General features: G+C 68.3%; 17 protein-coding genes and 1 pseudogene. All 18 read right to left on the bottom strand.

All coding sequences use genetic code 11. The features are described 5' to 3' along the window. Positions 1 to 17: 17 nt before the first annotated feature. The 18 genes and pseudogenes from KY49_RS15395 to KY49_RS15305 all read right to left on the bottom strand — a co-directional run bounded on the left by KY49_RS15395 (position 18) and on the right by KY49_RS15305 (position 22,827). Entirely contained in the window at positions 18 to 1,178 is a 1,161-nt protein-coding gene (locus KY49_RS15395) for a vWA domain-containing protein (RefSeq protein ID WP_042585497.1), read from the bottom strand. A gap of 27 nt (positions 1,179 to 1,205) precedes the next feature. Further along, a complete protein-coding gene (locus tag KY49_RS15390; RefSeq protein WP_042585496.1) occupies positions 1,206 to 3,473 on the bottom strand; it encodes a DUF5682 family protein in 2,268 nt (755 codons plus the stop codon). Next, positions 3,473 to 4,564: an ATP-binding protein gene (locus KY49_RS15385; protein WP_042585495.1), complete on the bottom strand. Its 1,092-nt coding sequence runs from the start codon at positions 4,562 to 4,564 to the stop codon at positions 3,473 to 3,475. Before KY49_RS15385 ends, KY49_RS15390 begins: the two co-directional genes overlap by 1 nt. Then, positions 4,561 to 6,135, bottom strand: a complete 1,575-nt coding sequence (locus KY49_RS34545; protein ID WP_052495717.1) for a DUF5691 domain-containing protein — start codon at positions 6,133 to 6,135, stop codon at positions 4,561 to 4,563. Before KY49_RS34545 ends, KY49_RS15385 begins: the two co-directional genes overlap by 4 nt. Further along, entirely contained in the window at positions 6,135 to 7,460 is a 1,326-nt protein-coding gene (locus KY49_RS15375) for an SWIM zinc finger family protein (protein WP_042585494.1), read from the bottom strand. Before KY49_RS15375 ends, KY49_RS34545 begins: the two co-directional genes overlap by 1 nt. 173 nt (positions 7,461 to 7,633) lie before the next feature. Continuing rightward, complete coding sequence (locus KY49_RS15370; RefSeq protein WP_042585493.1) at positions 7,634 to 8,164, bottom strand: GNAT family N-acetyltransferase; 531 nt, start codon at positions 8,162 to 8,164, stop codon at positions 7,634 to 7,636. Positions 8,165 to 8,516: 352 nt separating this feature from the next. After that, positions 8,517 to 9,827, bottom strand: a complete 1,311-nt coding sequence (locus KY49_RS15360; RefSeq protein ID WP_156162540.1) for a DUF6895 family protein — start codon at positions 9,825 to 9,827, stop codon at positions 8,517 to 8,519. Positions 9,828 to 9,830: 3 nt separating this feature from the next. Next, complete coding sequence (locus KY49_RS38605; protein ID WP_156162539.1) at positions 9,831 to 10,205, bottom strand: hypothetical protein; 375 nt, start codon at positions 10,203 to 10,205, stop codon at positions 9,831 to 9,833. Positions 10,206 to 10,411: 206 nt separating this feature from the next. After that, entirely contained in the window at positions 10,412 to 10,795 is a 384-nt protein-coding gene (locus KY49_RS15350) for a DUF4150 domain-containing protein (protein ID WP_042585490.1), read from the bottom strand. 12 nt (positions 10,796 to 10,807) lie between these two features. Further along, complete coding sequence (locus tag KY49_RS15345) at positions 10,808 to 11,476, bottom strand: DUF3540 domain-containing protein (RefSeq protein WP_042585489.1); 669 nt, start codon at positions 11,474 to 11,476, stop codon at positions 10,808 to 10,810. Positions 11,477 to 11,516: 40 nt separating this feature from the next. Beyond that, positions 11,517 to 12,599: a pentapeptide repeat-containing protein gene (locus tag KY49_RS15340; RefSeq protein ID WP_042585488.1), complete on the bottom strand. Its 1,083-nt coding sequence runs from the start codon at positions 12,597 to 12,599 to the stop codon at positions 11,517 to 11,519. Beyond that, a pseudogene (locus tag KY49_RS15335) lies at positions 12,596 to 15,060 on the bottom strand (DUF2169 family type VI secretion system accessory protein). The gene KY49_RS15340 and the pseudogene KY49_RS15335 overlap by 4 nt, the downstream one beginning before the upstream one ends. Positions 15,061 to 15,073: 13 nt before the next feature. Then, entirely contained in the window at positions 15,074 to 17,356 is a 2,283-nt protein-coding gene (locus tag KY49_RS15330) for a type VI secretion system Vgr family protein (RefSeq protein WP_042585487.1), read from the bottom strand. 71 nt (positions 17,357 to 17,427) lie between these two features. After that, positions 17,428 to 18,444 carry a type VI secretion system protein TssA gene (locus KY49_RS15325; RefSeq protein ID WP_197083586.1) on the bottom strand — a complete coding sequence of 339 codons (1,017 nt, stop codon included), beginning with the start codon at positions 18,442 to 18,444 and terminating at the stop codon, positions 17,428 to 17,430. 62 nt (positions 18,445 to 18,506) lie between these two features. Then, complete coding sequence (tssG, locus tag KY49_RS15320) at positions 18,507 to 19,610, bottom strand: type VI secretion system baseplate subunit TssG (RefSeq protein WP_042585827.1); 1,104 nt, start codon at positions 19,608 to 19,610, stop codon at positions 18,507 to 18,509. Positions 19,611 to 19,612: 2 nt separating this feature from the next. Continuing rightward, positions 19,613 to 21,502 carry a type VI secretion system baseplate subunit TssF gene (gene tssF, locus KY49_RS15315; RefSeq protein ID WP_042585485.1) on the bottom strand — a complete coding sequence of 630 codons (1,890 nt, stop codon included), beginning with the start codon at positions 21,500 to 21,502 and terminating at the stop codon, positions 19,613 to 19,615. 28 nt (positions 21,503 to 21,530) lie between these two features. Next, positions 21,531 to 22,112, bottom strand: coding sequence for a type VI secretion system baseplate subunit TssE (gene tssE, locus KY49_RS15310; protein WP_042585484.1), 582 nt, complete (start codon positions 22,110 to 22,112; stop codon positions 21,531 to 21,533). Between the two features lie 28 nt (positions 22,113 to 22,140). Next, positions 22,141 to 22,827, bottom strand: coding sequence for a TagK domain-containing protein (locus KY49_RS15305; RefSeq protein WP_080404757.1), 687 nt, complete (start codon positions 22,825 to 22,827; stop codon positions 22,141 to 22,143). Positions 22,828 to 23,232: the final 405 nt, after the last annotated feature.

Genomic DNA, 23,232 nt, shown 5'->3' with positions numbered 1-23,232 from the left:
GTCCGCCGCCGGGCCCCTTACGCAGCCCGGTTGGTCACGACACCCTGCCTGGCCGCCCACAGGTTGACGTCCTGCTTCAGGATGGCGGCGGACATCAGCGCGGGAAACTGGTCCGGCGTACACGCGAAGGCGGGAATGTCGAGCGCGGCGAACCGGGCGGCGTTCTGGTGATCGTAGCCGGGCGCGCCGTTGTCGGCGAGCGCCAGCAGGCAGATCACATTGACGCCGGCATGCTTGAGCGCGGCCGCGCGTTGCAGCATCTCGTGACGGTTGCCGCCTTCGTACAGGTCGGTGATCAGGATCATGATCGTGCGCTCGGGCCGATCGATGATCTGCTGACAGTAGCCGAGCGCGCGGTTGATGTCGGTGCCGCCGCCCAGTTGCACGCCGAACAGCAGGTCGACCGGATCGCCCGCTTCGTCGGTCAGGTCGACGACGTTGGTATCGAACACGACCATGCGCGTGCGCACCGCGCGCAGCGACGCCATCACGGCCGCGAAGATGCCCGCATAGACGACGGACGCCGCCATCGAGCCGCTCTGGTCCACGCACAGCACGACGTCGCGCAGCGCCGAGCGCTTGCGCGCGTAGCCGACCCGTTTCTCCGCGATCACGGTGCGCCGCTCGGGCGCATAGCGGCTCAGGTTCGCGCGGATGGTGCGATGCCAGTCGATCTCGTTCGGGCGCGGCCGATAGTTGCGCTCCGCGCGGTTGAGGCTGCCGGCGATCGCCTGGCGCATGGGCTCCTTGAGCCGGCGCTCCAGCTCGTCGACCACCTTGCGCACGACGCGCCTGGCCGTGTCGCGCGTCTTGGCCGGCAACACGCGCGACAGCGACATCAGGCTCGCCACGAGGTGAACGTCGGGCTCGATCGCTTCGAGCAGCTCGGGCTCCAGCAGCATCTGGCGCAGGTTCAGCCGCTCCAGCGCGTCCTGCTGCATCACCTGCACGACCGGCGCGGGAAAGAACTCGCGGATATCGCCGAGCCAGCGCGCCACATTGGGCGTGCTGGCGTTCAGCCCGCCCTTGCGCTCGCCGCCGTACAGGTCGTCCAGCGCCTTGTCGGCGCGCGTCAGCGTGTCGTCGAGGCTGACGCCGCAACTGTTTTGCGCGTCGCTGCCCAGCACCAGTCGCCAGCGCGTCATGCGGTCGGTTTCGATCGGGGAATCCTTGCTCATCTCATTTACCCGGCTCAGTTGCCCAGCTCAGTTGCCCAGAATGGCCGCCAGCACGGGCAGCACCCGCGCCGCCCGCTCGGGGTCGATGTCGACGGACACGCTCGCCGCCGCCGGCGGCGCATCCATGTGCTTCACCTTGCTGCCCATTTCGCGCCGCTCGGCCGGCTGGAAATCGGCGAACGCGCGGCGCAACAGCGGCAGGCGCTCCATGAACACCTGATCGTCGAGCCCGCTCAGCCAGCCGTCGATCACGCGCCACAGCGCGTCCTGCTGCAGCAGCAACAAGCCGCTGCCGCGCAACAGGCCGGTAAGCCAGCCCGTCGATTCCGCCGGCGGCGTCGCGGCGGCCAGCGCGAGGCCGGCCTGTCGCGCCAGTTCGTCGGCATCCAGACGCCGGCGATCGAACGCCTGGCGCAGCGCGAAACCGCGCACGGCGGGCGCGACCGCGTCGTCACCGGTCAGGGCCACGAGGCAGCTCAACCAGTCGCCGAGCAGTTCGGCGGCGTCGAGCGTATCGAGCGCGGCCTGCACCTCGTCCATATGGCCAAGCAGCGTCATCGCCATCGGCTCGTCGACGTGGCGCGCCGCCGCGGCAAGGCCTACGACGATGCGCTCGACCAGGCCCTCCACGATCGGCCGCAACGCGTCGACGTCCGTGCCGCGCACGTCGCCATAGCGCGCCACGCGAGCCAGCGGCGGCAGCGCGGCCATCAGGTGCGTCAGGTCGGCGGCGACGGCCGCCTGGGTCTGCACGCAGGCGAGCAGCACCGCCACCGCCTTCGGCAGCCGGGCCAGCACGGCCTGGTCGAGCATCGCGGTCAGCGCCGGCAGCTCGGCGGCCGCCTGCGCGCGCTCGCACAGCTTGTGGGTCGCGGCGTCCTCGATCGTGTTGCCGTAGCGGCTGGACCCGATCAGTGCGACCACCATTTCGGGATTCCAGCGCAGCTGCCAGGATTCCCGGAACGTGCCCGTGCGATTGGCGTCGCCCAGCAGCGTCCCCCAGCGCACGTCGATCAGCCCGAGCCGGTGCAGCAACAGGCTGCGCTCGCGGCCGCCGTCCTCGCGCAAATCGAGGTCGAGGTTCCTGATCTCCGTCGTGGGCTTCAGGCGCAGGCGCTTTTGCTGCGCCTCCAGGTCGCGCTGCAGCGGCGCGGCGGCGGCCGAATCGGGCACCGCGCCGAGCCGCTCGCCGACCTCGAGCTTGCGACGGATGATGCCCAGCGGCTCCGGCAGGCCGTGGCACAGCACCGTGAGCATCGCTTCGCGCTGCTCGGCCAGGCCCGGCAGCGGCAGGTCGCGCATGGCCGCGAGCGCGTCGGCGAGACGCACCGTCTCGATCACGCTCGCGGACGACGCATCCAGCCCCTCGTCGCGCATCAGCCGCGCGCCTTCGGCGACCCAGCGCAGGCCGGCGCGGTCCGGGCTTTGCCACAGATGCCGGTACCAGCCCGGCGATTCGACACCCGCGCCGTAGCCGCTCGCATAGGCCAGGCGGTCGTCGCTCCAGGGCACCCAGGTCGCCTCCACCTTCGTCCTGGGCAGCCCCTTGAGCAGCGCCGCGTCGTCCTTGACGGTCGCGGGCCTGACCAGCGCGGGGACGTGCCACGCGCCACACACAACGGCAAGGTTCTCGTAGCCGCGCTTCTGCGCTTCGCGGATGCGCGTGCGCATGTGGGCTTCGCGACGCGCATCGCGAAGTTCCGGCGCCGGCGCGTGTTCGCGCAACGCGGTCATCGCTTCCTCGATGGCCGCGAACAGCTCGCCCGCATCGCGCCGTTGCTCGATCTCGACCTCCCACCACAGCTCGTGGTCGTCGAAGCCGGCCGCGCGCGACAGTTCGCCGATCGGGTCCATGCGCCATGAAACCAGCGCGTCCGCGTCGCGGGCCAGCTCACCGCTCGTATCCGCGAGATCGAGCGCGCCCGCATCGTCAGGCGCAGCCTCGCGCGCCTCCGCCTCCTGCTCGCGCGCCAGCGTTTCGGCGAAGCCGTGCATCGCGGGCAGGTCCATGAACCAGAGCGGGATGCCTTGCGCGCACGCGTGGCGGATCGCCTGCCATTCCGGCGAGAACTCGGCGAACGGGTAGAACACGCCGAGGCGAGGCGCGTCGTTCGGGTAGATCAGCAGCGCGACGGGCGGCACCATGCCCGCGTCGGCCGCGAGCGCGACGATCCCGTCCGCTTCGGGCGGGCCTTCGAGCAGCACGATGTCGGGCTGCTGCGCCGCCAGCGCCGCCTGCAGCGCCCGCGCGCAGCCGGGGCCGTGGTGGCGGATACCGTAGTAGCGCACCGCCATCAGGCGACGTCCATGCAGGCGCGGTAGAAGTCCTTCCAGTCGTCGCGCTCCTTGACGACCGTCTTCAGGTACTCCATCCACACGAGCTTGTCCTGCACGGGGTCCTTGACGATTGCGCCGGTCAGGCCGGCGGCGAGATCGGCGGCGCGCAGCACGCCGTCGCTGTAATAGCCGGCCACGGCCATGCCGTGCCCCAGCACCGAAATCGCCTCGGCGGTGGACAGCGTGCCGCTGGGCGATTTCAGCTTGGTCTTGCCGTCCTCGGTCAGGCCGCTGCGCAGCTCGCGGAACACGGCCACGACGCGCCGCACCTCTTCGAGCGCCGGCTTCTCGGCCGGCAGTTCGAGCGCGCGGCCCAGCTCCTCCACGCGGCGGCTGACGATGGCGACTTCCTCGTCGAAGCTGTCCGGCGTGGGGAGGATCACCGTGTTGAAGCGGCGCATCAGCGCCGACGACATCTCGTTCACGCCGCGGTCGCGATTGTTGGCCGTCGCGATCACGTTGAAGCCGCGCTGCGCCTGCACCTCGATGCCCAGCTCGGGCACCGGCAGCGTCTTCTCCGACAGCAGCGTGATCAGCGTGTCCTGCACTTCGCTCGGCACGCGCGTCATTTCTTCCAGCCGCGCGAGCTTGCCGTCGCGCATCGCGTTGAGCATCGGGCTCGGCACCAGCGCCTGTTCCGTCGGGCCTTCCGCCAGCAGGCGCGCGTAGTTCCAGCCGTAGCGCAGGGCCGTCTCGTCGGTGCCGGCCGTCCCCTGAATCAGCAAGGTCGAGTCGCCGCTGATCGCGGCGGCGAGGTGTTCCGACACCCAGCTCTTGGCCGTGCCCGGCACGCCGTACAGCAGCAGCGCACGGTCGGTGGCCAGCGTCGCCACGGCGATCTCGATCAGCCGGCCGCTGCCGATGTACTTGGGCGTGACCTCGAAACCGTTGTCCAGCTTGCCGCCGAGCAGGTAGGTCTTCACCGCCCACGGCGACAGCTTCCAGTTGGCCGGCCGCTGGCGCTGGTCGTGCCGCGCCAGTTCGGCCAGTTCCTCCGCATATTGCACTTCGGCGTGTTTGCGCAGCACGGTGTTGAGGTTGGCCGTCATAGCGGCATCTCCTTGATGAAGGTTCGTCTTGCATGCGCGAGGGCGACGACGCCCCTCGCGCGGTCGAGATTGAAAATCGCGTCGGCGGGCGCTGCCGAAAGGCTGCCGGCGTACACGTCGACGACCGGGTCGAGCACGGCGAGGTGGGCGTCCTGCACGCGCAGGAGCGCCAGCTCGATCAGGCCGGTCACGTCGTCGTGCTGTCGGGTGTCGCCGGCTTCACGCCGGGCGCGCCAAGCATCGAGCGCCGCACTGGCGACGGCGCTGACCACCGCGTTCGGCCACGGTGCGGGCATCGCCTCCAGGCCGCGGCGGGCCACGTACCGATTGCCGAGGGTCAACTGGCGGCACACCAGCTCGACACGCGCGTCCGCGCGCACCACTTGCCACAGGCGTTCCTGGTACGGATGCAGCACGTTGGCGTCGGCCAGCGCGCGACGGAGCAGCGGTTCGGCCCAATCGGCGTCGCCGTGGCGGCAAGCGGCAGCGGCACAGCCCGCCAGCAGCGCGTCGGCCCATTCGTGCGCGGCCATCACGTTCAGTGCGTCGTCAGGCGTCGTCGCCGCCGACGCGGACCAGCGCGCGGGCGCAATCGCCGCAACCAGCTGGCGCAGCCAGAACGCACGCTGACCTTCGCCCGGCGGCGGCTTGGCGGCGATGCCGTCCCGCTCCCAGTCCTTGGGCAATTCGGCAGGCACCTCAAGCTGAAGGACCGGCTCGGCGCGTTTGCCGAGCATCGCGACCAGCCGCGACACGGCGCCGCTTGCCGCCCCGGCGGGCTGCCAGCGCAGGCAAGCGTCGGCACGCGCTTCCATGCGCTTGACCAGCGCCGATTCGTGCAGCCGCAGCAGCAGTTCGGCGGCACTCTGGCGCACCGCCTGGCTGCGGTCGTCCAGCAGGCGCTCCAGCATCGGTTCGTCGGCCGACGACAAGCCGTGCTGCAAGACCGCCACGAACGCCTGACGCTGCTCGGCCTTTTCCTTGGGCAGCACGGCGTTCAACGCATCGCGCGCGTGGGCCGCATCGCGGCGGCGCAGCGCAGTCAGCGCGCGCACGCGCGCCGCCGTGTCGCCCTCGTCCCACGCTTGCAGCAAGGTCGCGGCGTCGTCGGCCGGGGCCTGTCTGGCGGCCAGCAGCGCCTGCCACTCGGGATGCTGCGAGGCCAGCCAATGCCCGCGCCGCCCGATGACGGGCCACCACACGTCCAACCGTGCCGGCCTCGCGAACACGGACGGCAGCAGCGCATGCGGAAGGCGCCGGTTCGCGCGCGTCATGCGCGCCACCAGCCATTCGGCCAGGCCGCCCAGCTCGCCCGCAATGGCCGACGTCAGGATGGGCATCAACGTGACCGGCGTTGCCGGCACCGGGTCCGGCTCGGCTGCCGGTTGAGCCGTGGCCGAAACCGGCACGCGGCCGGCAGCGCCGTAGACGGCCATGCAGCCCGCCTGCCACAGCAGGCGTCGTTCCGGGCTGGCGGCGGCGGGCAGTTGCCCGTCGATTTCGGCAATCGTCGAGACATCCGCACTCACGTTTGCGGTGCCGATCAGGGCGGTGCGAACCAGCGCCTGCATCACTGCACTCCCGTCAGGACCTGATACCGCCCGTCCGCATACAGGCCCAGCGGACGCACCGCCTGCCCGTCCCATTCCACGGCGACCGCGTGCGGCGCGCCGCCGGCGATCGCGGCCCACAGCCACTGATCGCGCCCGGCCAGCGGCAGCGCATCGCCATCGGCGCCGACCACCTGCCACTGCCCGTTCTCGAACGCGGGCACGCACGCATCGAGCACGGTCGCCATGCGCTCGTGCCATGGGTTGAGCGCCAGCAGCGAGGCAGCCGCATCGAGCAGCTGCCGATGCGTGCGGACCAACGGGAACGCGCCGGGCGCAGCCGCGGGCGTCGCGACGCCCTTGAGCATCGCGCGCAGCGAACCGGCGCCCGGCCAGAACGCCAGCTCGCCTTCGAACGCGGTGCCGGGCAGCCACGATGCGGCAAACGGCTGGTTGCCCGCGGCGAACTGCAGCAGCAGCGCGTGACGCCCGCTGCGCGTGCCGATCAACCAGCTGCGCTGCACGCGCACCCGCTCGTCGGCGTCGACGTGCTGGCCGATCACCTGCCAGCAGTCATGGTGCGTGTCGCCTTGCGCCAGCACCTCCTCTTCCCGCAGCGAATAGCCGATCAGTTGGCGCAGTTGCTGTTGCAAGGCCGGATCGAGCTGTTCGATGCGTTCATGCGCGCGCACGGCCAACGACAGGCGGCCCAGTTCGGCCAGCAGACGTTCCGGCCAGTCGGGACGACTGCCGGGCAGATCGGCCAGCGCCCGCACACGCGCGGCCAGGCCGCTCGCCTGCGCATCGACCAGGCGTGCCGCCGCCTGCTCCCAGAAGCCGGGCCCTTCGGCGGGCAGGCGCGCCAGGCCGTTGCGGACCAGATCCTCGAGCCACACCTGCAGCGCCGCCAGGCCGTCGCGCACGCGCTGGTCGCGCTTCTCCGCCCGCTTCTGCTGGGCCGCCTCGTCGACCGGCGCATCCGCCTTGGCGGACGCGCGCGCCTCTTTTTTCGCGGCATTGTCGGCGCGCTTGTCGAGCCAGCCGGCAACCCATTCCGGCTCGTCCGTTTCGGCAACGGCGTCCGGCTGGTTGGCGGCCAGCACCAGCAGGCCGAGTGCATGCTTGCAGGGGAACTTGAAGCTGGGACACGAGCACTTGCTGGCGAAGTCGGCCAGATCCACGCGCACCTGATAGGGATTCTTGCCGCTGCCCTGGCATTCGCCCCAGATTGCGCGGGCGTTGCGCCCGAGGAGCGGCCATTGTTTCGGCTGAGCGAGTTTCTTGCCGTTCGAGGCCGACCCGCTGTCGGGCGCGAGCGCAAGGACCTGCTGTTCGGTTAGCTGCATAGGGGCCGCAATGTGAGTGACGGTGCAGTGATGTGCGGGGGGAAGTCGCTCTGAATTCTGTGATGCCCTCGACCTGGCCCGAGTATATCCGAGGGGGTTGTCCTTCCGGTCGCGCATGGCCCGGCGGACGCCGGGCCTCGTGGGTGGCCAATGATCGCCGAGGGCCGACCAGCCTAAGCCAGTTGCTTGTGAAAGAAGGTCGTCGCGCAATACCTGCCGTCCGGCATCAGCGCGTAGTTTTGCACGTCCCCGACCCGTTGCCACCCTGCCCGCTCATACAGTCTCGCGGCATCGCTGCCGGTCACCGTGTCGAGCACGAGGACGGCCTTGCCGGCCGCCCTCGCCGCGTCATCCGCCGCGGCCATCAGGCGCGCGCCGACGCCCTGGCGTCTCGCGTCGCGATGGACCAGCATCTTCGCGACGTCGGCGCGATGCGGCTGGTTTTCGGGCAACGCAGTGATCAGTTGCACGGTGCCGACGACTCGGCCGTCCACGCATTGCGCAACGAGCAGGATTCGCTCGCCGCGCATGACGCCGTCGGCGACCTGCCGCCAGAACCGCGCGGCGGTATCCCGCGAGATCGGCGACATGAAGCTGACGGATGCGCCGCCCTCGACGCAGTCGATGAGCACGTCGGACAACGCGTCGATATAGGTCGTCACCTCGTCGCCGCTCACGCGCCGGATGGTTATCGGTTCGGTCATTTTCTGCTCCGGGGTTCGTTGGCGGACAGGTTGCTCGTCCATTTTTATGGAATTAATATCCATCAAACTAGACAGAGAAAATGCTTTCGTCAATCCGCCGGCGTCCTCCAGGGTGTCGAGGTGGTTGCACGCCGCGATCCGCGCGAGCTCGACTACTATTGGCTCAAATTGAGCAGAGCGCCGCGCGAGGATGCGGCGGATTCGGAAACCGCTTCGCTCAGGGCCGGGCACGTCACCGTCACGCCGCTCAAGTTCGAGCGGACCCATGAGCATGCGCTGTCCGGCCTGCGTTCCCGACACCTTGCCGGTGAGCAAAAGACGAGCGACGATCCGACGTTTTGAATTCCCTTTCTTATTCGACGGCAACGTACGCAGCAGATCCTCGTTCGGTCGCGCGCTCCGAGAAGTAACGAACCAGGAATTGCCCGCGGCGGAGCAGCGCAGCCGCCTGCACGGCGGACGGCGAACCGCACAGGTCATGCTTGACCGCAACAGCCAGCGCATGTTGCACCAACCGCATATCGCCGCCGTTCTTTGCTCGGCGAAGGATCGTGGCGAGCAGCAATGGCGAGACCCGATCCTGTTCATCCGGCGTGAGCGTGTCGAACTGCCGTCGCCACGGAAGCGTTTCGGCCGCGTCGCCGACGAGATCGATCAGGGCGGCCGCCGCGCCCCGATAACGCCGATCCGCGGACACGGAAACGGTTGGCGTGCCGCCGCGTCGCAAAGCCAACGCGCACAGGAATCCCATCACATAGTTTGCGTGATACGACGTCACGAGCGCATATTGCCTCTGCTCGTCACCCGTCAGCTCGTCGTATTCGGCCGCAACGAAGTTGTAGCCGGGCAGAAATCCCCGTTCGTCCGCCACGTCGGTGAGCCGCCGAAACGCGAATACGGCCGTGGGGCTCCATGGCCGACCGAGCATGGGCCATGTCAACAGCACCTCCGCCGCGAGATCCAGGTCATCGGTGTCGAGCGCGAATGCAAGCGCGGTCTCGGCATCGTGGACAATCGCGGACAGCTTGCGCGGCAGCCTCGGGCAGCGATCGCCAAAATCCGTTGCATACATCAGCGCATGCGTGAACGCATAAACGTCGAGCCGGCTCGAACCGAACGCGTCGAGCGCCCGGCCCAGCATCGATTGAACGAGAAGCGATCGCTCGGCGTGACCGGGCCGATCCGCGACACCCCACAGGCGAGCAAGCCACTGCTGTTCCAACTGCCGATGCGGCAGCCGTTCCGGGCCCACCGCCGCGCCGCCGGCGTGGCACAGCGAAAGCAGATGGTCGAGCTTCTCATCCGGGTAGCCCAGGCGGCCGAGAACGATGTGCGCGACCGCATGTTCCAGCGCCCGCCCCGGATCGACGCATAGCGCGCTCACCACCTGCTCGCTCCTCGCGAAGCGATGGATCGGGCCGATGACGGCGTCGACACATTCCGATATTCGCCGATCGTGATTTGCCGCCCCTTTCGCGCATAAAACGAGCATCGCGGATTCCGCGACGATCTTGTCGCGGTAGGTTGCCTGAAAACCCGGAATACCCGAATCGCCTCCGCGCGACGGCCGCGCCTCGTCGATCGACGCAAGCATCCGCGCGGCAATGTGAAGGGCGTTGAGGACTCGCCCGACCAGGTCGGGCGAGCGAGCGTGCTCTCGCATCGTTCAGGTTTTCAATTCCCGCTCGGATACGCGCTCGACGAATTGCTGTTGATACGGTTCGGGCGGGATGCAGAAATCGATCAGCCGCCAGTTGATCACCAGCCCGATCGCGTCGCCGGTGGCGGCCGCTCGAGGGCCGAACTTGGCAATGATGGTTCCCAGCGCGTCGAAGTCGATTGCATTGCTTTCGTTAAGCGCACGGACCACTTCCGCCTGCAGCTCTGTTCGCTTCGTCATATCACCTCCAATGTAGGCTGATGGCCGATGTCGCGGCGGCAAGCATGCCGAATCAAAAGTCGCGCAGACAGGGGTACCAGCCGTTAGGAATGTCTGCAGAGGGTGCCGTTTTTCTTCCGCGATGCCGCAAGCTTCATTCATGGAATTTTCCACGGAATTATTCGCTCGACCTGTTCTTATCGTTCTGGCCGACGTTTTTTTTCGACAGAGCAGACGGAATTAAAAATAGGCGATCCATCAACGAATGCAAGCCGATTCGAACACGGCAATCGGCCTGGCCGCGATCAACCTTTTGAAACCGATATTTCAGTAAACCCTTGGCTAAAACACTGCGGAATCAAGACGGCTCACGAAAGCACGAGCACCTTCACCTGGCTCGGCGACGTGCCCGCGCCGCTGGCGTTGCCGGTATTCTGCAGCGTCGGGTCGGTCATCCGGGTGACCGGGCTGCCGGACAGGATCACCTTGCCCGAGCCCTTCGGATTGCGGGACGTCCCACCTACCGTTCCCGACGCGACGCCGCCCATCGCCCCGCCCGCGTCGCCGCTCGACGACGGAACGATCGTCGCGGCATTGTGAGCGGGGCCGCCAACCAGAATCACGTTCGGAACATTCGGCACCGCGCCGGCACGCTGCGCCTCGTTCTGATACGCGACAGGCGTGCTCGCCGGCGGCGTCAGGTTGACGCTCGTCGCCATGTTCTTGCCGCCCGCACTCGAGTTCGCAAACATGAATACGTCCTCCTAACCGAGATGGATCTGTCCGGCATCGATCTTCGAAAGCTGCGCGGACGTGATCAACGTGGTGTTCGCATGCAGCCGCATGGTCCCGGTCGCCGCGTGATCGACATGCGACGCGCGCAGGTGCTCGACGGTTTCCACCGTGCGGAAGCTGCTGCGGCAGGACTGGACAACGCGGTCCATCACCATCTCGAGAATCTTGCCGATCAGCCGAACCTTGCCGACCCTGCCGTGGAATTCCGCGCTCGTCATCGTCGCCCGCTCGGACGACAACGACGCCTCCTGCGCCGACATCGCGAGCCGCGCCGTCTTGATCGACACGTGCTCGCCGCTTCGCAGCAGGAGCGCGTCGCGGCTCTTCACGCAGACGTCCCGCGTCGACTCCAGCACGAGATCGCCGTCGACGACGATGTGCACGCCGTCCGCGTCCGGACGCTCGAGGATTGCGGTCACGTACGTCACATACGCGCCTCGCTCGTCCGCTCGCGAAATCGCGACGCGATCGCCGGGCCGGGGTTCGACAAGGCAACTGAATGCGCGCCGGCAATGCAGCTTCGCGCCGTCGCACGCCGCGACGAAGCTGCCGTCGAGCAGCACGTCGACGATCGTGGCCACCGTTTCCGGCGTCGCGGGCGAAACGCCGGCGCGCCGTTCTGCGACTGTTGAATGCATCTTCTCTCCTTCGATTCAAGACGGTTCGAACACGTCACGCCTACCGATCGTCGCGCTCGCTGCGTTCATCCCGGCGCCGCGACCACGCCTGCGCGTCGGCCAATGCCTGATCGCGCTCGATCGCGCCGGGATGCGCGCGCCACGCGATATCGGGCGAAATCGCCCCATGAAAACCAGTGCGTGCAAAGCACGCGTCGTCGAATTCGGCCCCGGTCAGGTTCGCATAGGAGAAATCCGAACCCTCGAGGCTCGTGCGCGAAAAGCGCGTGCCATTGCATTGCGCATGTTGAAGCACGGCCCGGTCCAGTTTCGAGCCGCTGAAATCGACGTTGCGGATATCCGCCTGAACCCAGATGCTGTCGCTCAACGCGGCGTCGCGGCAGGCCGCGCCCTGCCCGTCGGCCTCGTAGAAAATGCTGAACGGCGCGTCGACGCCGTCGAGCCGCGCCCCCGACAGCTTCGCGCCGTGGAAATTGCAGTACGCGAGATTGGCGGCGGTGAAATCGGCATCGCGCAGATCCGCGCGCACGAACTGGCAGCGATGCATCCGCTGGCCGCGCATCTGCTGGCCGACCAGACTGGATTCGGCGAAGACCGTATCGTGGAAGCTCGCATCGGCCAGCCGCAATTGCGTCAGGTCGAGCTGGTAGAAAACCGCCTTGCGCACCTCGGCCCGCGTAAAATCGGCGCCCGCGAGCCGCGTCTCGCAGAACACGGCGGCTTCGATCCGCCCGTCATGAAACCAGCTATCGCTCAGGTCGCTCTTGATGCAGCTGAAGCCGTCCGCCTGCGCGCCGCTGAAATCCGTGCCGGCAGCCTGCGTCGCATTCATCACGCAGCCGTTCAGATTGCCTTGCGCGACGCAGACGTCGTCAAGGCTGCATTGCTCGAACACGCAGTTCGTCAGGTCCGCCTGCGTCAGGTCGACGCGTTGAAACCGGCATCCGTTGAACACGGCGTCGCCGAACCGCGCGCGCGTCATGCCAGCGTTGACGAAGCTGACGCGCTCGAACACGCCTCCGGAGAAATCCAGCGCATCGTAGCGCGCCGAATCGATCACGATATCCCGGATGACCTGACCCTGGCGGATCGCTTCATGCAACTGTGCTGCGCTCGTTCTCATGTGCGTTTCTCCGCCAATGGATACCGCATGGCCTTGTCGAGGTAAGCGTCGTCCCAGCGCGTGTCGTCGTCGGCCAGGACCTGCGCGAGGTTCGCGCGAAACAGGTTGGCCCGGCGCAGATCGGCGCCGTCCAGCGTCGAGCGCCGCATGAATGCGCCGATGAGGTCGGTGTCGCGAAGGTCGGCTTGCGTGAAATCGGTTCGCACGAGATTGCTCCCTTCGACTTTCGCACCGCGAAGTCGGGCAGCGCTCAGGCATGCGTCGGTAAAGTCGCAGTTGCTGATGTGCGCGCCGCCGAAATACGCGCCGCCGAGATTCGTTTCGCGGAAATTGACTTCATTCAGCATCGCGCACGAGAAATCGGCGCCGCCCAGGTCGCAGTGCCGGATGAAGCAGGCCTTGACCACGCGCGCGCGCGATCGAAGCGAAGCTGCCCGTTCGCCTGCGTGTCGACGATCCCGAATCCCTCGATGTCGGCGGCCGAGAACCGGACGTCGACGATCGAACAGTTCATCAGCAGCATCTTGCGGATCGTCGCGCCCGAGAAATCCACGTCGTCGAAAGACTGCTCGATGAAAATCAGGTTGCGCAGCGTCGCGTGACTGAAATCGACGGCGTGGAAACGGCATTCGCTGAATCGCGTGTTGTCCAGCACGCCGCCGTTCAATCTGCAATCGCGCCATTGAACGCGCTCGACGATGCAATCGCTCAGGTTGGCCCCGGCGAAGTCCGTGTGGTCGCACGCCGCGAGAGACAGGTTTGCGCCGGTCAGGTCCGCATTGCGGAACGTCGTCCGGCTCAGGTTCGCGCGCACCAGCACGGCGTGGTTCAAAGCCGCGCCGGTCAGGTCGGCGTCGCTCAGATCGGCGTTTTCGAGCATCGCGCCGGAGAGCCTTGCGCCGCGCAGATCCATCCTGGAAAGATCGACGCCGGTGAGGTCGGCGCCCTCCAGCGATTGTCCTGCCGCGACCACCGCGGCGACGCGTTCGCGATGCGGTCGCGACGCGGCCGTACTCAACCGGTCCGGCGCCTCCTGATGATGCGCGGACTGCAGATACAGCTTGCGCAGGCTTGCATCCGCGTCGTGCTGCATTTGCTGCATGCGTGAGCGGCCGGCCGGTCCGGCTCCGTCATCCGGCGCGGCGATGCGTTCCGGCGGACCGCGCCGCGCCGCCTTCGCGATTGCTTCGTTTGCCGAAGCTTCTTCGCGCAATTTTTCCAGACGGGCGCGCTGCGCTTCAGCCTCCGCCTCCTGACGCTCGACGAACTCGACGAGTTGATCAGGACGCGGCTCCTCGATCTGGCGGGCGTTCGGGAACGCGCTCAACCTGTCCTTCAGGATCTGCTGCCTCACGCTTTGCGACGCCGCGTCGGACATCCCCGGGAATCCGGGCGACAGATAACGCTCGGGCAGCAAATCCTGATCGCGCAGCGCATAGAGCGCGGCCTTCTCGTGCCGGGTTCGCCAGTCGATCACCTGGCGATACCAGTCGGCCGGCCTCGGCTGCCCGCTCGCATCCGCGCCGAACAGCAGCGCGTCCACGTCGCTTGCGTCGAACTCCCGGACCGTCGTGGCGCCGTGGTAGATCATCAGCACGCGTTCGCGGTGCGGGATGAACCATGCGGTCGTCAAGCGCATCGGGATTTCCTCGGGCGTATCGCTGCCCGCGCGCACGATGAACGATCGCGCGCGCAGCGCCGGCAGGCGTCCGGTGAGCAACGCGTGGTCGGGATGCAGGTGCACCAGTTCGTAGGCCGCGCCGTCAGGCCATTCGTCCTGTTCGATCCATTGCTGGTCGGCCGGCGCGATGTTGAAGTAGCGCGGGTCGAGCGAGCGCGGAAAGCCCGGGAAGTCTTCCTCCAGCCATTGCCGGTCGTGTTCGCCATACAGGCTCGCGCGCTGCGGCCACGCAGCGTCGATCGGGCAGAAGCCTGCCGGCGCGGGGCGCTGGTCACGGAAGCGCATCGGGTCGTGCGGAGATTCGATGTTCGGCAGAAGATGCACGTCGTCATCGGGCATCGCGATGCCACGGCCGCGCGGATTGTCGGCGCAGCCCGCGCCGCCGTAGGCGAGATCCCAATCGAGCTTCAGGCGCTCGAACGGCTCCGGCGCGGTGATGCGCGAGCCGTCCCAACGCCGGTCGCCGGATACCCGCAGCCGCTTCTTGATGCCGTTGACGTGGACGCCGACGTCGCAGGCGCCGCCGCCGCGCGCGTTGGCATATTTGCCGTATGCGTAGCCGGAGACGAGAAATTCCGGATGTGCTTTCGGCAATGCCATGTCGAGCGTGTAGTCGCCCAATTCCTCGCCGGCCAGACTCCAGAGTTCCGTGTCCATCAGCAATTGCGGGGCGTCACCCATTGTCGCGACCATCAGCGCCGCGATGCCGAGATGCTCTTCGCCGCGCATTCGGTAGAGGCGTGTCAGCGGGCTTAGCCTGAGGGGTTTGATGATTTTCATTCGAACGTGTCGGTCACATCTTGATTTCGATGCCCTTGATGCAGCTGACATTGGTTTTCGTCGTGCCGACCGCGACGCCCGTATCGGAGATGTTCGCACCAGTCTCCGAGATGGTTGCGCCAGTCGTCCCGATACTGCATCCCTTCGTGTCGACGCTCGTTCCCGTATGACTCGTGCTGAACCCGGTGAGACCGACAGACAAGCCATTCAACGAAATGTTGGTCGCCTTCATCGAGAAGGCCGTTCCATTGACTTCCGATCGCGCGTCCCCACTGGTGACCTTCACCGTATTGCCGACGTTCACCCCCTTCGTATCGCCGAACACCACGGACGTGGACGCCCCCTGTACGGTGCTCACCGATGCCGTCGCAAACGGGCTCGTGAGTATCGCGATGATTTCCTGCAGCCGACTCGCGACGTTCGCGGCGAGCCCCTGGGGCGCGCTCGTCGATTGAAACTGACGCTGCTGCTTCAGTGGCTGATATTGCTGCTGCCGCTGTTGCTGCTGCTGGAACGCAGGCTGCTGCCCCGCCGACGCGCCGCGCGCCGCGCCCCCGCGCCGCAGCACGTCGACCAGCCGATCCAGCGGCGACTTCGTGGACGACACCGGCGGCAATTCGAGCCCCACCAGCGTCAGGTGCTTGCGCCCGACGGCCTTCGTCGCATCCCTTTCCACCGACACGTCGTAATTGCGCTGCGCATGCAGCTTGACCTGCTCTTCACCGGGCTTGTCCTCGAAGCGCAGCATGTTCGCCTGCTCGCCGCTGCCGGCGGGCGTGCGGCTCAGCATCCCGCTTTGCGTCGCATGGTCCGGCAGCGGCCACGGCGGCATGTGCAGCGCGTTGAACACCTGTCCGGTCACGATCGGCCGGTCCGGGTCGCCGTTCTCGAAATCGACGATCACTTCCGAGCCGACGCGCGGGATATGGATGCCGCCGAAGCTGTTCCCCGCCCATGCATACGACACCCGCACCCAGCACGACGAGTTCTGGTCGCGCACCGGCGAGCGGTCCCAGTGGAACTTCAGCTTCACGCGCCCGTACTGGTCGGTCCAGATGTCCTGCCCTTGCGGCCCGGTCACGACCGCCGTCTGCGGCCCGCGCGTGCGCGGCCGCGGCACCGTGCGCGGCGGCCGGAACACCGTGGTCGCGGGCTGCACGACGAACGACGTGCCGATCCGGAATTCGCCCGGCCCGGTCGCGCCGACCGTTTCCACGGCTTCGAACGACGCGTCGAGCACCAGGTACTCCCGGTTCGCGTCGCCGTGCGGATAGCCCTCCAGCGTGAACGTCGTGCCGCACACGACGTCGCGCACGTTGCCGCCGCCCGACGCGCGCTCCCCCTGCGCGCGCACTTCCTCCATCCGCACCCGCGCGAAATGCTCGCCGTACGCCGGGTCCGCATAGTCGCCCGGCCATTCGTAGCGTTCGAGCCCGTTGTGCGCGGTGTCCTGCGGCAGCGCGTTCTCGACGCCGAGCCGCGCGTTCGGCTTCTCGAAATCGAAGTCGTTCGTGGTCCAGCGGCCGGACTGGATGCGCTCCGTCATGTTGAACACGTCGACGTGCTCCATGTCGATCTTGTGCCCCGGCGGGTAGTACCGCAGCGTGCGGTACGCGGCGCTGTCGACCGGCTTGTGCGCGCCCAGGTGATCGACGAGCACCATCCGGTGCACCTTGTTCGAATGCTCGAAGAACCAGTAGATGCCGTGCTCCTGCATCAGCCGCTGGATGAACGCGAAATCCGTCTCGCCGTACTGCACCTGGTAGACGAGCTTCGGATACCGGCCGCTCAGCCGCTTGTCATAGGAGTACGAATACGCCTTCAGCACGTCGTCGATGATCTCGTCGACGCTCTTGTTCTGGAAGATCCGGTAATCCGAGCGCTGGTCGGCGAGGTAGATCCACGGCTGCATCGTCAGGCGGTAACGGCACTGCCGGTTCAACTGCCCTTCGAAGCTCGCGCCGGTCACGATGCCGCTGATCTCGCGCTTGCCCTGCCCGATATGGGCGGCGCCGGAGACGCCCGGCATCCCGGGCACGAACGAGCCCATGCCGTCGAGCTGCACGGTCACGGTCAGCTCCTTGCCGATCATCGCCTTCAGATCGAGGTTGGCGGCCTGCTCTTCCGGCATCGTCAGGTCCGGCGGCGTCAGGCAGTCGAGCGTGTACGCGTAGATCTCCGACAGCGCTTCGTTGCCGTGGATCGCGCTCAATTGCAGCGCGGGTTCGCCGACGGGCGTCGTCGGTAGCGCGGGGCCGCCGACCATCACGGTGCGTGCGGCAGGAACGTTCGGCATGACGGAATCCCTCCAGAAACGGTATCAAGCGGTGAAGCGCGCCGAAGTGCGCGCGGCGTGTGCCGGTGCCGTCACGGCGCGTCGCCGGCCCATAGCGACAGCAGCTCGGCCGGAATCGCATGCACCACTTCCGCATAGCACTTCCCGACCAGATGCTCTGCACGCCTGAGCAGCACCGGAACCGGGCTGCTCGGCTCGTGCTGCTCGAACCACAGGCGCGCGTCGCGGATCAATTCGGCTGCGGCGATACGATCCGGCGGCGTCCCGCGCACGCCGGGGCGCACGGCATCCGCAACGCCTTCGGCAAGCGCCGGCCGCGCTTCGTCCGGCTGCGCGCCGACGGCGTCCTGCATCTGCAGCGCGTCGTCAGGCGCCGCCTCCAGCGCCGCATCCGCCGCGCGCGCCTGCCGTCCCGCGACGAGCCGCAGCAGCGCATCGAGCGCCGACAGGTCGGGCGCATACGCGTCGAGGTGGTCGCGGCTCCAAGCGTCGATCGCGGCGACGCTCGCGAGCGCTTCGTCGAAGCCCGCCAGCGCGGCCGGCTGCTGCGCGCGCAATTCGTCGAGCTGGCGCAGCACCGATTCCGGCGCCAGCGCATCGGCCGCGCGCGGCTGCGCGAACGCGCGTTCGACGTCGCGCATCTGCAGGCGGATCGCGGTCGACCGGGCCAGCGTGATCTCGCGCACGTCCGCGAGCAGGCCGTCTGGATCGGTCAGCGCCTGCAGCGCGTTCATCCGGATCTCCAGCGCGGCGTCGCGATCGGCGTCGACGCCGGGCTGCGGGTGAATGCCGTCCGCAAACGCGGCCAGCCAGCCGGCGAGCAGCCCGGCGCCTTCCGCGAGGCCCGCCGCGCCGCCGAGCCGAGTGCGGCATCGGGTGAACAGGATCGCGAGGCGCATGTCCTTGCTGCGCATCATCAGCCGCCGGCAGTCGCGCTCGACGTCGTTCCAGTTCACCGGTTCCGGCGAGCCGACGAAGTCGCCGTACTGGGCTTCCGCGCGCGGCGCGACCTTCGCCGCCAGCACGACGAACTCGGGATCGTATTCAAGGTCCGCGCCGCAAGGGGCCTCGGGATCGACCGGCGCCATCCAGTCGTGCGTGTTCGGCGTGCGCGCGGCGGCGGACTGGCCGGCGTGGGTTCGGTGGTGGCTCATCGTATGCATTCCTGCGCAGTGGAATCGGGCGGGCCGCCGTGTCGGACGAACTGGTCGACATACCGCTCGGGCTCGAAACGCATGCCCGTCACGGGCTCGCCGGAGGGCGAACGCCCGAGCCATCCGGACCAGCCGAGCTGCTGCGGCCCGCCGATCACGGCCGGCGGCGCGCCGTTCGGCCGGATGCGCAGCTCCAGCTCCCATTCGAATTCGTAGCCGACGAACGCCCGCACCCATTCGACGAGTTGCGGCAGGTCCTCGCCCTGCGGCGTGAAGCGCAGGTAATCGGCGATGTCGAGCGGTCCGACGACGAGGCGGAACTTGTGCTGACGGTCCGGCACGAGCTCGCCGAGCAGCGCGCCTTCGGCCATCGTCGACGCGCTGCCCGGCCTGCCCAGATGGCTGTGCTCGAGCGGGTCCACCGCGATCCAGTGCAGCACGTTCTCGTCGAGCGCGACCGGCACGCCGAAGTAGCGCTCGAGCGTCATGCGCAGGCCGTCCGGATTGCGCGCCTCGCGCACCAGGTGCGGCGACGCCGACAGCCGCGCATGCGCGGGCAGCGGGCGGCGGCCGATCTCGCCGGCGTCCTGGCCGGTGAGGCACGCGACGTAGAACGAGAACCGTTCGTCGCCGGGCCGGTCGAGGCCGGCCGCCGCCTGCGCCGACGCCCACGCGCGGTACAGCAGCGTCAGGTAGCGGTGGTGGAAGATGTCGAGGAAATTGCCGAGCGTCGGGTCGCGGCGGCTTTCCTCGCGATCGCGCGCGATCTCCGTCACGTGGATCGGCAACGGCCCGTTCGGCCCGAGCATGCCGAGGCCGAAGAGGCGCACCCGGATTCGCCCGCCCGCGTCGCCGACGCTCGCGATCTCGCGCGGCGAGAACGCGAGGCTCGGCTGCTGGCCGAGCCGGAACGGCTCCGCCTGCGGGCGCTTCGCGGTGCCGACCGGATCGATGCGCGGGTCCGCGCCGATGCGCCGCAGCAGCGACAGGAAGCCGTAACGCCACGGCTCGGCCTGCAGGTGCGCGCGCAACTGCGGCGACAGCGCGGCTTCGGGCACGGCGGGCACGGCGGGCACGGCGGTCTCGGGCGTCGCGCGCATCGTCATGCTCCTCCCCGCGCGCCCATGCGCACCGGCCAGCGGGCGATGCGGCCGCGCTGCACCGAGTGCAGCTCGGTCTGCGTGAAGACGTTGATCGACACGTGCCGCGCCAGATAGTGTTCGAGCACCACGCCGAACAGGTACGGGCTCACGCCGGAAAACCCCGGCTCGTCGACGGTCAGCGCGCATTCGATCCCGCGCCCGAACACGAGCGGCCCCGCGCCGGGCAGCTTGCGGGTCACCGGCCGCGTCTTCACGCCGATCAGGCTCTCGATCTGCCGGCGGTTGTCGGCCTCGTCGCCGGCCACGAACAGCCGCAGCAGGTCGCGCAGGCCCTGTCCGCCGGGCCGGTGGTCGAGTTCCTCGAGCGGCAGGTAATTGAAGTTGAGCTGGCGGATCAGCCGCCACGCCAGCTCGCGCTCCGCGAACGGCGGCTTCGGCACGCTCGGCGCGCGGATCAGCCCGACGCTTTCGAGCGGCGCGGATTCGGCCACCGTCAGGTCGTTCACGCCGTCGCGCGGCACGAGGCTCGGCAGGTCGCGGTTCGTCACCAGCGCGTCGACCGACAGGTAGCGGATGTCCTCGCCATACGGCGCTTCGTTCTGGTCGACGAGCGACACGAACATCTCGGTGCCGACGTAGGGCGTGCGCGTGCCGTAGCGGCGCGCCGAATCCGATGCGAGGCGGCTTTCGCGGCGCGTCGAGAAGTAGCGGCCGTGGTTGCGCTCGTCGTCGTTCAGCGTCTGGTACAGCGGCCGGAACTCGAGCTCGGCCGAAGTCGCCGCGACCTGCCCGTACATCGCCTCGACCGAATACACCTCGTAGTCGAGCGGCGCGAGCCGCGCCGGCACCAGATGGAATTCGGTCTGCCCGGACGACAGCTCGATGCGGTCCAGGTGGCGCGGAAACAGGTTGATCACCGGCGTGCAGAACAGCGCGAAGCGCGATGCGTCGACGACGTTCGCGAGCCGCTCGGGCGGCTGGTCGAGCAGCACGACGATCTCGACTTCCGGCCCGCTCACGCGGCGCAGGCCCGCCTCGAGCCCCGTCAGCGCGAAGAAATAGAACCGCGCCGGGCACGCGAAGTACTCGTGCAGCAGGTTGTGCCCGTGAAACTTCGACCACGTGAGCGGCAGCAGGCCCTGGTCGGCGCCGAGCCCTTCGTGGACGACCGCCTCGCCCGTAACCGCGGCAAGCGGCCGGCCCGGCGTCGCGAATTCGCCCGGCGCGCCGGTGATCGTCGCGATGCCGCCCGCGTGCAGCAGCTCGAACAGGTGCGACGCGACCTGGTCGTCGCCCGCCAGATACAGCGGCAGGCGGTCGAGCCCCTTCAGGTCGGCGATGCGGGCGTTGCCGGTCGTGCGCAGCCGCAGGCGCAGCGCGCCGCGCACCTGCGTGCCGGCCGGCACGTAGCGGTCGAGCGCCGGGATGTCGGGCGGAATCCCGGTCAGCCGCGCGTCGGCGATTTCCAGCGGATAGAGCACCACGTCCTGGCTGCTGCGGAACTGGCAGGCGGTCTTCTCGCCGGCCGGCACGCGCGCGGCGAACGCGGTGCCGCGCGCGATCCGGAAGCCGTCCGCGAGATTGCCTTCGGTGCGGCTCGGATACAGGCGCGCGACCGACATCGACGGCGTGGGCGCCACGTAGTTCGGATACAGCACTTCGAGCAGCCGGCCCGTGAAGCGCGGAAACTCCGCGTCGAGCTTGATCTGCATGCGCGCGGCCATGAAGCAGAACGACTCGATCAGCCGCTCGACGTACGGGTCGGCCACTTCGCCGGCCTGCATGCCGAGCCGCCGCGCGATCTTCGGGTGCGCGTGCGCGAACTCGGTCGCGAGCTCGCGCATATAGATCAGTTCCTGGTTGTAGTAGTCGAGCAGTCGCGGGTCCACTGGATAGCCTCGTTGGTCGGGTCGCGCGTCAACGCGCGCGCATGCCGGTAACGCTCACCTGGCTCGTTTCCAGGTCGAGCGCGCTCTGCACCATGAACTCGATCGGATACGCGTCCATGCGGATCATCCCGCGCACCTCGAACGCGAGCACGTTGGCGCGCTGGCCGGCCTCGACGTCCCGCGACGGCGCGACGACGAGCGTCTCCGGTATCAGCCGCGGCTCGAAGTCGAGAATCACGCGGCGGATCACCCGCTCGATCTCGGCCCATTTGCGCGACGCCATGAACGCGCCGGCGAGCGGCGGCATCCCGAAGTTGACGGTCGAGGCCGCCGCTTCGGGATAGCGCTCGCGGTCGATGTGCGAGTCGATGTTCATCGCGTTGAGCAGGAACGCGAGATCGCGCTGGACGATGCCGCGCATCTGCATGCGCGTCACCGCGTATTCGCCGGGGGCCTCGGTCTGGCGGCGCGGCGCGTCGTCGCGCAGGCGGTCGAGCAGCGTCGGCAGCAGGTAGGCGTTCGCGCGGCGCGGCGGCGCGACGCCGTCGCTGCCCGGGCGCGCATCGGGGCCGCCGCGCGGCGCGCTCGTGCCGTTCTCGTGTGTGTTCATCGGCGTCTCCAGTGCATGCCGGTCGTCATCACGCGCCGCAGGCCGGGGCCGGCGGGCAGGCCGGCAGCGGGCTGTCGATCGCGAGCGTCTGGTGTTCCTGCCGCGTAAGCGCCGGCGGCAGGCCGCCCTGCCGGCGCGCGGCCGTCGCGTGGTACTCGGCCGGCGCGAACAGCCGCAGGATCTCCGGAACCGGCTCGGTGGCGGCCGGATCGGGTCCGTCGCCCGGCGTCAGCGGGCCGAACGCGTCGTCGAGCACGCGCGCGCCCGACAGCAGCCCGGCGATCGAGTCCGTTGCGTCGACGCCCTCGCGCGCGTCCGCCCGCAAGTCGGGCAGCGGCCGGTGCGCCGCCGTCATCTGCGCCGCCCAGCCGGCCGACAGCGACGCCTGCGGATTCTCGAGCGCGCCGCAGTATTGTTCGTACAACGAATGCATCAGATCCTGGGCCGGGACGGGGCCGCCGGCCGCCGGCGCGTCCGCGATCGCGTCGTCGGCCTGGCGGGACGCGAGCGCATCCGCGGCGATCACCGCGTCGATCAGGTCGAGCACCGCGTCGGCGTCGCGCGGCATCGCGTCCGGCGAATCGGCAGGTCGCACGTCCGGCGCCGGCGCGTCGTCGGCGCCGGCGGCTTCCGCCCATGCATCGGCGCGATACGGCCGTGGCTCGGTGTAGTGCCAATCCGGCTCGATGCGGCGAACCGTTTTAAATGCGCGCATGCCTGCCTCCTCATACGCAATCGATCAAGGATGATTACTTCGATCCAGAATTTGCATATTTATCGATTCGAATTCTTAAAATATGCACTCGAACAATTCAATCAACCAGAAATCCCGATCCGGTAATTTTCAATATTTAACATTCTGACGCATCGCCTCCAAAAACCCATCGATTCATTTAACGGAGTTTTGCAAATCCGCCCTGCGAATCCGCCGCCTCATGTTCCGAAACAGTCGAGCCGGACGTTGCACGTTTCGCATTGCTCCGCTGCCGGGCCCGCCTGCCCTTGCGCCGTGCTCAACCGCAAGCCGGGGTTCCTGAAAGCAGATCATATCGATTGAATTTCGCATGCATCGCTGTCCCGAATGAAAATGAGACATACAAACGTGCCGCGCGAGACAAAT

The sequence above is a fragment of the Burkholderia sp. MSHR3999 genome, assembly GCF_000833595.1.
GTDB lineage: Bacteria > Pseudomonadota > Gammaproteobacteria > Burkholderiales > Burkholderiaceae > Burkholderia > Burkholderia ubonensis.
Note: the sequence above shows the minus strand (reverse complement) of the source record. Positions and strands in the feature narration are given on the sequence as shown.

Excerpts from the sequence above, each read along its gene's own strand:
- KY49_RS15305 (WP_080404757.1), bottom strand. The coding sequence starts at position 22,827 with ATGCGCGCATTTAAAACGGTTCGCCGCATCGAGCCGGATTGGCACTAC.
- tssG (WP_042585827.1), bottom strand. The coding sequence starts at position 19,610 with ATGCGCGCGACGCCCGAGACCGCCGTGCCCGCCGTGCCCGCCGTGCCC.
- KY49_RS15375 (WP_042585494.1), bottom strand. The coding sequence starts at position 7,460 with ATGCAGCTAACCGAACAGCAGGTCCTTGCGCTCGCGCCCGACAGCGGG.
- KY49_RS15360 (WP_156162540.1), bottom strand. The coding sequence starts at position 9,827 with ATGCGAGAGCACGCTCGCTCGCCCGACCTGGTCGGGCGAGTCCTCAAC.
- KY49_RS15345 (WP_042585489.1), bottom strand. The coding sequence starts at position 11,476 with ATGCATTCAACAGTCGCAGAACGGCGCGCCGGCGTTTCGCCCGCGACG.
- tssE (WP_042585484.1), bottom strand. The coding sequence starts at position 22,112 with ATGAACACACACGAGAACGGCACGAGCGCGCCGCGCGGCGGCCCCGAT.
- KY49_RS38605 (WP_156162539.1), bottom strand. The coding sequence starts at position 10,205 with ATGAATGAAGCTTGCGGCATCGCGGAAGAAAAACGGCACCCTCTGCAG.
- KY49_RS15330 (WP_042585487.1), bottom strand. The coding sequence starts at position 17,356 with ATGCCGAACGTTCCTGCCGCACGCACCGTGATGGTCGGCGGCCCCGCG.
- KY49_RS15395 (WP_042585497.1), bottom strand. The coding sequence starts at position 1,178 with ATGAGCAAGGATTCCCCGATCGAAACCGACCGCATGACGCGCTGGCGA.
- KY49_RS15325 (WP_197083586.1), bottom strand. The coding sequence starts at position 18,444 with ATGGCGCCGGTCGATCCCGAGGCCCCTTGCGGCGCGGACCTTGAATAC.
- KY49_RS15350 (WP_042585490.1), bottom strand. The coding sequence starts at position 10,795 with ATGTTTGCGAACTCGAGTGCGGGCGGCAAGAACATGGCGACGAGCGTC.
- KY49_RS15370 (WP_042585493.1), bottom strand. The coding sequence starts at position 8,164 with ATGACCGAACCGATAACCATCCGGCGCGTGAGCGGCGACGAGGTGACG.
- KY49_RS15385 (WP_042585495.1), bottom strand. The coding sequence starts at position 4,564 with ATGACGGCCAACCTCAACACCGTGCTGCGCAAACACGCCGAAGTGCAA.
- KY49_RS15340 (WP_042585488.1), bottom strand. The coding sequence starts at position 12,599 with ATGAGAACGAGCGCAGCACAGTTGCATGAAGCGATCCGCCAGGGTCAG.
- KY49_RS15390 (WP_042585496.1), bottom strand. The coding sequence starts at position 3,473 with ATGGCGGTGCGCTACTACGGTATCCGCCACCACGGCCCCGGCTGCGCG.
- KY49_RS34545 (WP_052495717.1), bottom strand. The coding sequence starts at position 6,135 with ATGCAGGCGCTGGTTCGCACCGCCCTGATCGGCACCGCAAACGTGAGT.